This is a genomic window from Cellulomonas endophytica (assembly GCF_004123805.1).
Lineage (GTDB): Bacteria > Actinomycetota > Actinomycetes > Actinomycetales > Cellulomonadaceae > Cellulomonas > Cellulomonas endophytica.
On the sequence record NZ_RWJX01000090.1, the window covers coordinates 1 to 11,760 of the forward strand.

8 protein-coding genes and 1 pseudogene are annotated in these 11,760 nt (G+C 77.9%); 5 read left to right on the forward strand and 4 right to left on the reverse strand.

Translation table 11 applies throughout. From position 1 onward, the window contains the following. A pseudogene (locus EJA20_RS16455) lies at positions 1-880 on the reverse strand (NlpC/P60 family protein); the annotation flags it as partial. 494 nt (positions 881-1,374) lie between these two features. Between EJA20_RS16455 and EJA20_RS16460 the strand changes: the two are divergent. Continuing rightward, entirely contained in the window at positions 1,375-2,694 is a 1,320-nt protein-coding gene (locus EJA20_RS16460; RefSeq protein WP_129339630.1) for a bifunctional o-acetylhomoserine/o-acetylserine sulfhydrylase, read from the forward strand. Between the two features lie 4 nt (positions 2,695-2,698). Then, positions 2,699-3,940, forward strand: coding sequence for a homoserine O-acetyltransferase MetX (metX, locus tag EJA20_RS16465; protein ID WP_129339631.1), 1,242 nt, complete (start codon positions 2,699-2,701; stop codon positions 3,938-3,940). 24 nt (positions 3,941-3,964) lie between these two features. On the opposite strand, the gene EJA20_RS16470 is transcribed toward metX, so the two are convergent. Next, the gene (locus EJA20_RS16470; RefSeq protein ID WP_240675589.1) at positions 3,965-4,912 is read right to left on the reverse strand and encodes an aminoglycoside phosphotransferase family protein; all 948 of its coding nucleotides are present in this window, start codon (positions 4,910-4,912) and stop codon (positions 3,965-3,967) included. A 49-nt stretch (positions 4,913-4,961) separates the two neighbouring features. Continuing rightward, positions 4,962-6,311, reverse strand: a complete 1,350-nt coding sequence (locus tag EJA20_RS16475) for an ROK family transcriptional regulator (protein ID WP_240675590.1) — start codon at positions 6,309-6,311, stop codon at positions 4,962-4,964. Positions 6,312-6,410: 99 nt separating this feature from the next. Between EJA20_RS16475 and xylA the strand changes: the two genes are divergently transcribed. After that, positions 6,411-7,598: a xylose isomerase gene (gene xylA, locus EJA20_RS16480; RefSeq protein ID WP_129339632.1), complete on the forward strand. Its 1,188-nt coding sequence runs from the start codon at positions 6,411-6,413 to the stop codon at positions 7,596-7,598. Between the two features lie 145 nt (positions 7,599-7,743). Beyond that, positions 7,744-9,177: a xylulokinase gene (gene xylB, locus EJA20_RS16485; RefSeq protein WP_129339633.1), complete on the forward strand. Its 1,434-nt coding sequence runs from the start codon at positions 7,744-7,746 to the stop codon at positions 9,175-9,177. 64 nt (positions 9,178-9,241) lie between these two features. On the opposite strand, the gene EJA20_RS16490 is transcribed toward xylB, so the two are convergent. Then, a complete protein-coding gene (locus EJA20_RS16490) occupies positions 9,242-10,684 on the reverse strand; it encodes a threonine/serine exporter family protein (protein ID WP_129339634.1) in 1,443 nt (480 codons plus the stop codon). 38 nt (positions 10,685-10,722) lie between these two features. On the opposite strand from EJA20_RS16490, the gene EJA20_RS16495 reads away from it, so the two are divergent. Next, complete coding sequence (locus tag EJA20_RS16495; protein WP_129339635.1) at positions 10,723-11,682, forward strand: zinc-binding dehydrogenase; 960 nt, start codon at positions 10,723-10,725, stop codon at positions 11,680-11,682. Positions 11,683-11,760: the final 78 nt, after the last annotated feature.

Sequence of the window (11,760 nt, forward strand, 5' to 3'; positions counted from 1 at the left end):
TCGCCGGGGCGGCGACGGCCGCCCGGGCCGGTGCGGGGGCGGCCGTCCGCGCGGCGGCGAGGCGCGCCGCCTGCGCGGCCGCCTCCTCACGGGCACGGCGCTCGGCCTCGACCTGGTCCTGGCGCTGGCGCTGCACCTCGACGCTGGTCTGCTGCGCCGCGGCCAGGGCGACGAGGAGCCCGTCGCGCTCGGCGTCGGCCGCCGCCACGGCGACCTCCGCCGCCCGCTCCGCCTCCTGCGCCGCCGCGAGCGCGGTCTGCGCCGCCGCGGTGGTGCGCCCGGCCTCGTCGGCGGCGGCGCGGGCACGGCCCTGGAGGGCGTCGGCGACGACCCCGGCGGCCCGGAACTCCTGCACCGCCTGGTCGGCCTTGCCCGAGAGGTGGTCCAGCGCGGAGCTGCGCGCGGCGACCTGCTCGAAGTCGTCGGCGGAGACGAGCGCGCGCAGCAGCTCGGTCGAGCCGCCGGTCCGCGTCATCTCACGCGCGATGGCGACGAGGGTGCGACGCGCCTCCTCCGCGTGGGTGTCGGCGTCGCGGGAGCGCACGGCGGCGGCCTCGGACTCCGCGACCGCGGCGTCGCGGGCGGCGGTGGCGGCGGCGTAGTCCTCCGCCGCGGAGCCGACGGCCCTCTCCGCCGCCTCCCGCGTGCCGGACAGCTCCGCGAGCCGGACCTCCATGGCGGCGACCGAACCCCGGGCGGCGGAGACGGCGGCCTGCGCCTCGCGCACGTCCTCGTCGGTCACGGGCGGCGCCGGCGCGGCGAGCGCGCCGCCGGCACCGGCGACCCCGGCACCCAGGCCGAGCGCGAGCACGAGCAGCGCGGTCCCGGGGACCCGCCCGCGACGGGCGGCGTGGCCGTCCCTCCGGTCGTGCCTGCGCACCGCGTCACCTGTCCCGTCGTCGTGGGGACGGCGCACGGAGGTGCCGCACGCGTCCCGGGGTCCCGTCGGACCGTACCCGCGCCCGTCCCAGAAGAAAACACCCGTCACTCGAACATCGCGAGTCACACGGGTCACTCCTGTCACCCGCCGCCCCTCTGCCCATCGGCCGCGGGGGCGCGGAGGTGAAGGGATGCAGCGATGGCGACGAGTTGCGTCGTTCTCAGCATGCGGGCGCACGTCCAGCAAATGAGACGGCTGTTCCGGGCGACGAGGGCCCCGCCGTAACCTCCCCGTCATGACCTGCCGCCGAATGTGTCGCTGACCCCAGCGCACGTCCGGCGCGCCCGCCGCCTCCCGCAGGACCCGTCGCACCCGCCGGTGCGACGTCCCGGGATGGCCCGGCCCACCCCGTGCGCGACCCGAGCAGCCCCCCGCGGGCGAGGTCGACGCCCGTCGGCTCCCTGCGGCCCCCGCACCCACCGAGAGGGACCAGGATGAGCAGCGACAGCTGGAGCTTCGAGACCAAGCAGATCCACGCGGGGCAGACCCCCGACCCGGCCACCGGCGCCCGGGCCCTGCCGATCTACCAGACGACGTCGTTCGTGTTCGACGACGCCGAGCAGGCCGCGGCGCGCTTCGCGCTGCAGGAGCTCGGCCCGATCTACACGCGCATCACGAACCCGACGCAGCAGGTCGTCGAGGACCGCATCGCCGCGCTCGAGGGCGGCGTCGGCGCGCTCCTCGTCGCCTCGGGGCAGGCCGCGGAGACGTACGCGATCCTCAACGTCGCCGAGGCGGGCGACCACGTCGTCGCCAGCCCCTCCCTGTACGGCGGCACCTACAACCTCCTGCGGTGGACGCTGCCGAAGCTCGGCATCACGACGACCTTCGTCTCCGACCCGCACGACCCGCAGGCGTGGCGCGACGCGGTCCGCCCGAACACGAAGCTGTTCTTCGCCGAGACGATCCCGAACCCCCGCTCCGACGTCCTCGACATCGAGACGGTCGCCGGCGTCGCCCACGCGTCCGGCGTGCCGCTCGTGGTCGACAACACCGTCGCGACGCCGTACCTCATCAACCCGCTGCAGTGGGGCGCCGACGTGGTCGTGCACTCCGCGACGAAGTACCTCGGCGGCCACGGCACCGCGATCGGCGGCGTCATCGTCGACGGCGGGTCCTTCGACTACGCGCAGCACCCCGAGCGCTTCCCCGGGTTCAACACGCCCGACCCCTCCTACAAGGGCCTGGAGTTCGCGAAGGCGCTCGGCGTCGGCGGCATCTTCGGCGTCAACCTCTCCTACATCCTCAAGGCGCGGGTGCAGCTGCTCCGCGACCTCGGCGCCGCCATCAGCCCCTTCAACGCGTTCCTGCTCGCGCAGGGCATCGAGACCCTGTCGCTGCGCGTGGAGCGCCACGTGCAGAACGCGCAGCGCGTGGCGGAGTGGCTCGACGCCCGCGACGACGTGCGCGGCGTGCACTACTCGGGCCTGGCCTCCAGCCCGTGGCACGCGAACCAGGTGAAGTACGCCCCTCGCGGCGCGGGCGCGGTGCTCGCGTTCGAGCTCGACGGCGGCCGCGAGGCCGGCCAGGCCTTCGTCTCCGCGCTGGAGCTGCACAGCCACGTCGCGAACATCGGCGACGTGCGCTCGCTCGTCATCCACCCGGCCTCGACGACGCACAGCCAGCTCACGGAGGAGGAGCAGGCGCTGTCCGGCGTCACCCCGGGCCTCGTGCGCCTGGCCGTGGGGCTCGAGGGGATCGACGACATCCTCGCCGACCTCGACGCGGGCTTCCGCGCGGCGAAGGGCGCCTGAGCCCGTGCCCGACCGCACCACCCGTCCGTCGGCCGGCGCCCCGCCCCGCGAGGCGCCGGTCGGCGCGGCCGGCAGCCGGGTGCCGCTCGAGCGGCGCCCGCCCGTGCCGGCCTCGGCGGCGTGGCGCGACGGCGACCCCGTCGGGCGGCGCCGGTTCGCCGACCTCGGCCCCTTCCTGCTCGAGGGCGGCGGGCGCCTGCCGGTCGTGCGGCTGGCCTACGAGACCTGGGGCACCCTCAACGAGGCGCGCGACAACGCCGTGCTCGTGCTGCACGCGCTCACGGGCGACTCGCACGTCACCGGGCCGGCCGGCGAGGGCCACCCGACGCCCGGCTGGTGGTCCTCGATGGTCGGTCCCGGCGCTCCCATCGACACGGAGCGGTACTTCGTCGTCGCCCCGAACGCCCTCGGCGGCTGCCAGGGCTCCACGGGCCCGGCCTCCACCGCCCCGGACGGGCGGCCCTGGGGCGGACGCTTCCCCCGCCTCACCGTGCGGGACCAGGTCGCCGCCGAGCTGCGGCTCGCCGACCTCGTCGGGGTCGACGCCTGGAGCCTCGTCGTGGGGGCGTCCATGGGCGGCCTGCGCGTGCTGGAGTGGGCCGCGAGCGCGCCGGAGCGGGTGCGGGCGATCGCCGCCATCGCGACCGCGGCGCAGACCTCGGGCGACCAGATCGCCTCCTTCCACACCCAGCTCGCCGCGATCCGCCTCGACCCGCGCTTCCGGGACGGCGACTACTACGGCGCGGCGGACGGCGACGGCCCCCACGCCGGGCTCGGCGTCGCGCGGCAGATCGCGCACCAGACGTACCGCAGCGCGAAGGAGCTCGACGAGCGCTTCGGCCGGATCCCGCAGGGCGCCGAGGATCCCCTCGTCGACGGGCGCTACGCCGTCCAGTCCTACCTCGACCACCACGGCGACAAGCTGGCCCGCCGGTTCGACGCCAACACCTACGTCCGGTTCACCGAGACGATGCTCACCCACGACCTGGGGCGCGACCGCGGGGGCGTCGAGGCCGCGCTCGCCGCCATCACGGCGCGGGCCCTCGTCGTCGCGGTCGACACCGACCGGCTCTTCCCGCCGGCGCAGTCGGAGCGCATCGCGGCCGGCATCCGGGGCGCGGGCCCCGTCCGCACCGTGGTGTCGGACTTCGGGCACGACGGCTTCCTCATCGAGGAGGACCAGGTGGGGGCGCTGCTGCGGGGGTTCCTCCTCGAGACCGCCACGGAGGAGCTCGACGCGCGCTGACGGCCGCGGGCGCCGGGCCGGGCCTCAGCCGGCGGGCCTCCCGACGACGGTTCCCCCGACGACCGGGTCGGCCAGCACGGCCGCCAGCGCGCGGCTCTGCCCGCCGTCGCGGTCGGACCCGGACATCCCCGCGACGGTGACGAGCGCCTTCCACAGCGCCCAGCCGCGGGCGCGCCGCCAGGTGGCCGCGTCGAGGCCGACGGCGTCGCGCAGCTCCCGCCGCTCGGGCGCGTCGAAGAACGTCCACGCCACGACGAGGTCGCAGGCCGGGTCCCCGACGCCGCACGTGCCGAGGTCGATGACGGCGGCCAGCCGGCCGCCCGCGACGAGGAGGTTGCCGGCGGCGACGTCGCCGTGGAACCACACGGGCGGCCCCGGCCAGGCGGTGGTGACCGCGTCCTGCCACACCGCCCGGCAGGCGGCCGCGTCCACGCGCGGGCCGAGGCGGACGAGGGCCTCGGCGACCTCGTCGCCGTACACGCCGGGGTGGCAGCCGCGGAAGAAGGAGTGGCGCCCCGCGACGGGGCCGTCCGCGGCGGGCACGGCGCGCAGCGCGACGAGGAACGCGGCCAGGTCCCGGGCGAGCCCGTCGCGGTCGACGTCGCGCGCGTGGTCGAGCGGCTCCCCGTCGATCCACCGGCGCACCGACCACGGGAACGGGAAGGCCGCGGACGGCCGGCCGGTCGCGACGGGCACCGGCACCGGCACGGGCAGGTGCGCGGCCATCAGCGGCAGCGCGCGGTCCTCCTTCTCGACCGCGGCGACGTAGCCCGCCGCGCTGGGCAGGCGGACGGTGAGGTCGTCGCCGAGCCGGAACGTGCGGTTGTCCCAGCCCTGCCGCGGCACGGGCGTGACGGCCCGCCCGGCCAGGTGCGGGAGCTGCTCGGCGACGAGCCGCCGGACGAGGTCGGCGGTGATCTCGGGCGGGTCCGCCGCCGGGGGGCTCGGCACGGGGGTGGGCACAGGCGTCACCCCCGGCAGTGTGCCGAGGGCCCGGCCCCGGCCGCGAGGGGATTCCCGCTCAGGCGCCCCAGGCCGTCGGGGCCGCCACCACGCCGGCCAGGACGGCGAGCGCCCCGCCGGTGAGCGCCGCCAGGTCCCCCGCCTGCGCCCGGGTCACGCGCACCGGCGACCACGCCCAGTGCACGACGAGCTCGGCGAGCACCGCCTCGACCTCGGGCCGGACGGCGTCGAAGAGGTGCGCGAAGGTGCCGCCGAGGACGACGTCGTCGACGTCCACCACGTGCGCCACCGCCGCGAGCGCCGTGCCCAGGGCGCGGGCACCGGCGCGGACCGCGGCGGCCGCGGCCGCGTCGCCCCCGGTCAGCGCCGTGACGAGCGCGTCGACGGGGGCCTCCGCGGGCAGGCCGGCGGCGGCCAGCAGCGCCCGCTGGCCGGCCACCGCCTCCAGGCGCTGGGGCCGCCCGTCGGGCCCGGAGCCCACGACGACGTGCCCGATCTCGCCCGCCCAGCCGTGCCGCCCGGGCCGCAGCTCGCCCTCCTGGACGCTCGCGCCGCCGATGCCGATCTCGCCGGAGACGTAGAAGAAGCTCGGCGGCTCGCCGCCGCGGCGCGCGTGGGCCTCCGCCCGGGCGGCGAGGTCGGCCTCGTTCGCGACGAGGGGCGCCAGGGCGCCGACGGGCGACGTGGGCCCGAGGTCCACGTCGTGCCACCCGAGGTTCGGCGCGACGCGCAGCGGGCCGCCGGGCACGGGGACGGTGCCGGCGGAGGGGCCGACGGGGCCGTCGACGAGCCCGGGGAGCGCCAGCGCGGTGCCGGCGAGCCGGACGCCGGCGGCGGCGAGGCCGGCCCGCACCTCGTCGGCCATCGCGGCCAGCCGCGCGAGGACGGCGGTGGCGTCGCTGCCGCGCAGGTCCTCGTGCACGACACGCTCGTCGAGCACCTCCCCCGCCAGGTCGACCGCACGGACGCCGAGGTAGTCCACGTTCACCTCGAGGCCGAGGCCCGCCACCGTGCGGCGCGCCGGCACCAGCGGCACCCCCGGCCGGCCGGCGCGGGCCTGCGCCACGGGCGCGAGCTCGGCGACGAGGCCTGCCACCACCAGGCGGTCCACGAGACCGGTGACGGCCGCCCGGGACAGCCCCGTCAGGCCTGCCACCTGCGCCCGCGACACGGGCTCCCGCGCGTCGACGACCTCCGCGAGCACGAGGCCGAGGTTGTGCTCGCGCATCCGGTCCTGGCGTGCCGCCCGCGCGACGCGCCCCGTCGACAGCGGCACGGAGGGGGCCGCCGCCGCGCGCACGGCCGGCGGGGCCGCGCCGGGGCGGCCGGCGGAGGTGTCGACGGAGGTGTCGACGGAGGTGTCGACGGGGCCGTCGACGGGGCCGTCGAGGGCCGGGGCGGAGGACACGTCTTGACCCTAGCGGCTCGGAGCGCATATGTTCATCGCGACAACAAATACGGGCAGCGGCGCCCCGGTGCGCCCGCCCCGAGCACCGAGAGGTTCGCGATGACGCGCACGCCCACCCGTGAGGACAAGTTCTCGTTCGGTCTCTGGACCGTCGGCTGGAACGCCCAGGACCAGTTCGGCTCCGCCTCCCGTCCCGAGCTGGACCCGGTCGAGTCCGTCCACCGCCTCGCCGAGCTCGGCGCGGCCCACGTGACGTTCCACGACGACGACGTCGTCCCCTTCGGCTCGAGCGCCGCCGACCGCGACCGCATCCTCGAGCGCTTCAAGGGCGCCCTGGCCGAGACCGGCATCACGGTCGAGATGGTCACGACGAACACGTTCAGCCACCCGATCTTCAAGGACGGGGCGTTCACGTCGAACGACCGCCGCGTCCGCCGCTACGGCCTGCGCAAGGTCGTGCGCAACGTCGACCTCGCCGCCGAGCTCGGCGCGGACACCTTCGTCATGTGGGGCGGCCGCGAGGGCGCCGAGTACGACTCCGCCAAGGACCTGTACGCGGCCCACGAGCGCTACGCCGAGGGCATCGACACCGTCGCCGCCTACATCAAGGAGAAGGGCTACGGCCTCCGGATCGCCATCGAGCCGAAGCCGAACGAGCCCCGCGGCGACATCCTCCTGCCGACGATCGGCCACGCCCTCGGCCTCATCGCCAAGCTCGAGCACGGCGACATCGTCGGCCTGAACCCGGAGACGGGCCACGAGCAGATGGCGGGCCTGAACTACACGACGGGCATCGCCCAGGCGCTGTGGGCCGGCAAGCTCTTCCACATCGACCTCAACGGCCAGCGGTCCATCAAGTACGACCAGGACCTCGTGTTCGGCCACGGCGACCTGTTCTCCGCCTTCGCCACGGTCGACCTCGTCGAGAACGGCTTCCCCGCCGGCGGCCCGCGCTACGACGGCCCGCGCCACTTCGACTACAAGCCCTCCCGCACGGAGGACATCGCCGGCGTCTGGGAGTCGGCCCGCGCCAACATGGCCACCTACCTCCTGCTCAAGGAGCGTGCCCAGGCCTTCCGCGCCGACCCCGAGGTCCAGGCGGCGCTCGAGGAGTCCGGCGTGCTCGAGCTGGCGCAGCCGACGCTCGGCGAGGGCGAGACCCTGGCCGACCTGCTGGCCGACCGCTCCGCGTTCGAGGACTTCGACGTCGAGGGCGTCGCCGCCCGCGGCTTCGGCTTCGTCCGTCTCAACCAGCTGGCGCTCGAGCACGCGATCGGCGCCCGCTGACCCCCGCACCACCCCGGGCGTCGGCCCGTCGCGCGCCCTCCGGCGTGCGGCGGGCCGTCGCCGTCCCCCTCCCCGCAGCACCCCCGCCCCTCGCCGGGCGACGAGAGGCCCGCCGCGACGCCGCCCGGGCCGGACAGGGAACGTCATGACGCTGGTCGCCGGGGTGGACTCCTCCACCCAGTCCTGCAAGGTCGTCGTCCGCGACGCCGAGACCGGGGCGCTCGTGCGCACCGGCCGGGCGTCCCACCCCGACGGCACGTCCGTCGACCCCCGGCACTGGTGGGACGCGCTCGAGACGGCCGTCGGTGCGGCGGGCGGGCTCGCCGACGTCGCGGCCGTGTCCGTCGGCGGCCAGCAGCACGGCATGGTCGCCCTCGACGAGGGCGGCGAGGTCGTGCGCGACGCGCTGCTGTGGAACGACACCCGCTCCGCGGGGGCGGCCGAGGAGCTCGTCGCCGAGCTCGGCGCGCAGGCGTGGGCCGACGCGGTCGGCTCGGTGCTCGTCGCCTCCCTCACGGTGACGAAGCTGCGCTGGCTGCGGGACGCGGAGCCGGAGAACGCCGCGCGCACCGCCGCCGTGGCGCTGCCGCACGACTGGCTGACCTGGCGCCTCGCCGGCGGCCACGCGGGCGTCGGGTTCGACGGGCTCGTCACCGACCGCTCCGACGCCTCGGGCACGGGCTACTGGTCCCCGACCACCGGTGAGTACCGCACCGACCTGCTCGAGCGCGCGCTGGGCCACGTGCCGGCGCTCCCCCGGGTCCTCGGGCCGGCCGAGCGGGCGGGCACCGGGACGGCGGCCGTCCTCGGCGGGTCCGGCGCGGCGCTCGGGCCCGGTGCCGGTGACAACGCGGGCGCCGCCCTCGCGCTCGGCCTGCGACCCGGCGACGTCGCGGTGTCCATCGGGACCTCCGGCGTGGTCTCCGCGATCGCCGAGGCGCCGACCGCGGACGGCTCGGGGCTCGTCACGGGCTTCGCCGACGCGACGGGGCGCTTCCTGCCCCTCGCCTGCACGCTCAACGCCGCCCGGGTGCTGGACTGGGCCGCGACCCTGCTCGGCGTCGACCACGCGGGCCTCGCCGACCTCGCGCTGTCCGCGCCCGCCGGGGCCGACGGCCTCGTCCTCGTGCCCTACTTCGAGGGCGAGCGCACCCCGAACCGGCCGCACGCCACCGCCGCGCTGCACGGCATGCGCCTGACGAACACGACCCCCGCGCACATCGCCCGGGCCGCCGTCGAGGCGCTGCTGTGCTCCCTCGCCGACGGCATCGACGCGCTGCGGGCGGCGGGCGTGCCCGTCGAGCGGGCGCACCTCGTCGGCGGCGCGGCGCAGTCCGCCGCCGTGCAGGCCCTCGCGCCGGGGATCCTCGGCCTCGAGGTGCACGTCCCCACGCCCGGCGAGTACGTCGCCGACGGCGCCGCACGCCAGGCGGCCTGGGTGCTGGCCGGCGGCGACGAGCCGCCCGCGTGGTCGGCCGCCGGTGCGCCGACGGTCCTGCCCGTCCGCGAGCCCGTGCCGTTCGTGCGCGAGCAGTACGCCGCGGTGCGGGACCTCACGGCGGACCGCAGCCCGGCCTGACGCCGGCGACCCGCGGGTGGCCGGCCTGCGCCGGCCGCCCACGGGTGCGTCCGCCCGCTCGTCGTCAGCCGCCGGGGAGCGCGGCGCGGGCCGTCCGGCGGGTCCCGCGCCGGGCGACGAGGGGCTGCGCCAGCAGCTCGCCGAGCGTGACCCCGGCTGCTAGCCCCAGCCCGATGAGCGCCGCCTCGAGCAGCGCGGCGAAGCCCGGGAGCAGCGCGTCGGCCGTGGGGGCGTCGACGAGCCCGAACAGCCCCCGGTAGACCGCGAGGCCGGGCAGCAGCGGGACGATCGCGCAGACCCCGGTGACGAGGGCGGGGGCGCCGAGGCGCCGGGCCGCGGTCGACGCGGTGAAGCCGACGACCGTCGCCGCGGCCGCGCTCGCGACCGGTGCGCCCGCCCCGAGCGCGCCCATCCCGGAGAGCACCGCCCAGCCGAGGCCGCCCACGACCGTCGCGGCGAGCACGGCGCGCCCCGACGCCCAGCACGCCACCGCCCACGCCAGGGAGGCGGCCGCCGCCGCGAGCACCTGGACGGCCAGGGGCGCCGTGACGGGTGCCGGGTCGCGCAGCACCAGCGGCACGCCGGCCCGTCGCGCGACGTCCAGCACGCCGGCGATCCCCACGACGATCCCCAGCGTGAGCACCACGGACTCGAACGAGCGCGCCCCCGCCGTGATGGGGAAGCCCGTGAGCCCGTCCTCGACCGCCCCCACGAGCTGCAGCCCGGCCAGCAGCACGACGATGCCCGAGGCCACGACGAGCGAGGGCGGCAGCAGACCCGGGTCCACCGGCAGCACGGGCAGCGCCAGGAAGAGCCCGACGGCGACGAGGGCCGCCACGGCCGCCCCGCCGACCTGCTGGAAGAACGGCGGCAGCCCGGCGCGGGCCAGGCCGAGGACGACGCGGTCGATGCCCGCGGACGTCAGCGCCGCGACGAGCGCGACGGCCGGCCCGCCGCCGAGCAGCACCGCGACGGCCGCCGCCAGCAGGGCGACGGCGGCGGTCACCACGCCCCGGCGGTAGGGGCGCGGGGCGGTGAGCACCGCCTCGAGGCGGGCCGTCGCGGCGGCGAGCCGCGCGGGCACCTCGTCGGGCGGGACGGGCACGGCCCCGAGCTCCCGCGCGAGCTCCGCCACCCGCTGCAGCCGCCCGTAGTCCAGCGACCGCGACTCCACGATCCGCACGACCGTCAGCGGCACGCCGCCCGGGCCGCGGTCGTCGGAGACCGTGATGGACGTGAACGTGAGGTCGACCTGCGTGCCCCGGGCGCCGAACGCGCGGACCACGCCGCGCACGGCCGTCGTCACCTCGAGCGCCGAGGCGCCCAGGCCGGCCATCGCCTCGCCGACGCGCAGGCCGAGGCCGAGGACGTCCCCGAGCGTGGCCGGGTCGAGGTGCGTCACCGCGGGCACCGGCCGCGTCGGCGGGGCGCCGCGGGTCACGAGGCGCCGCAGGCGGGGGGCGGGGGCCGCGCCCGGTCGGCGGCGGGTCGGGCGGCGGGGGCTCACGCCCCCATCCTGGTGGGCCCCTCGCTAGCGTGGGCGGGGTGCTCGCCGCCACCGCCGTCCGCCCCTCCCCCGACGACCCGCTGGCCGGTCTGGGGGTCGGCGATCACCCGGAGCCCGCGCCGCGCCCCGGCTGGACGACGGTGACGGTGCGGGCCGCGTCGCTCAACCACCACGACGTGTTCTCCCTGCGCGGCGTCGGGCTGCCGGCCGAGCGGATGCCGATGGTGCTCGGGACGGACGCCGCGGGCGTGACGGACGACGGGCGGGAGGTCGTCGTGCACGCCGTCGTCGGCGGCCCCGACGGCCGGGGCGTCGACGCCGACGAGCCCCGCTCGCTGCTGTCCGAGCGCTACGACGGCACCCTGGCGGAGCGCGTGGCCGTCCCGGCGTGGAACCTCGTCGACAAGCCGGCGGGGCTGTCCTTCGTCGAGGCCGCGTGCCTGCCGACGGCCTGGCTGACGGCCTACCGGGCGCTGTTCGTCGCCGGCGGTGCGCGGCCCGGGCAGCGCGTGCTCGTCCAGGGCGCCGGGGGCGGCTTCGCCACGGCGGCGACCGTGCTCGGCGCCGCGGCGGGCCTCGAGGTGACGGTGACCGGGCGCGACCCGGACCGCCGTGAGCGGGCGCGGGCGCTGGGCGCGGCGGCGGCCGTGGAGCCGGGGGCGCGGGTGCCGCGGGTCGACCTCGTGCTCGAGAGCGTGGGGCGCGCGACGTGGCGGCACTCCCTGCGCACGGTGCGCCCGGGCGGCACCGTCGTCGTCGTCGGGCTGACGACCGGCGAGCCCGAGGCACCCGAGCTCACGCGGGTCTTCTTCCAGGAGATCCGCGTCGTCGGCTCGACGATGGGCACGCGCGCGGACCTCGAGGACCTCCTGCGCCTGTGCGTGCGCGCGGGCGTGCGCCCCGTCGTCGACGCGGTGCTGCCCCTCGCGCAGGCGCGGGAGGGGCTGGCGCGCCTCGTCGAGGGCCGCCAGTTCGGCAAGGTCGTCCTCGAGCCCTGACCCCCGCACGGCGCGGCACCGACCCCCCCCCCCCCCCCCCCCCCCCCCCCCCCCCCCCCCCCCCCCCCCCCCCCCCCC

Coding starts and splice junctions, on each gene's coding strand:
- EJA20_RS16460 (WP_129339630.1), top strand. CDS start 1,375: ATGAGCAGCGACAGCTGGAGCTTCGAGACCAAGCAGATCCACGCGGGG.
- xylA (WP_129339632.1), top strand. CDS start 6,411: ATGACGCGCACGCCCACCCGTGAGGACAAGTTCTCGTTCGGTCTCTGG.
- xylB (WP_129339633.1), top strand. CDS start 7,744: ATGACGCTGGTCGCCGGGGTGGACTCCTCCACCCAGTCCTGCAAGGTC.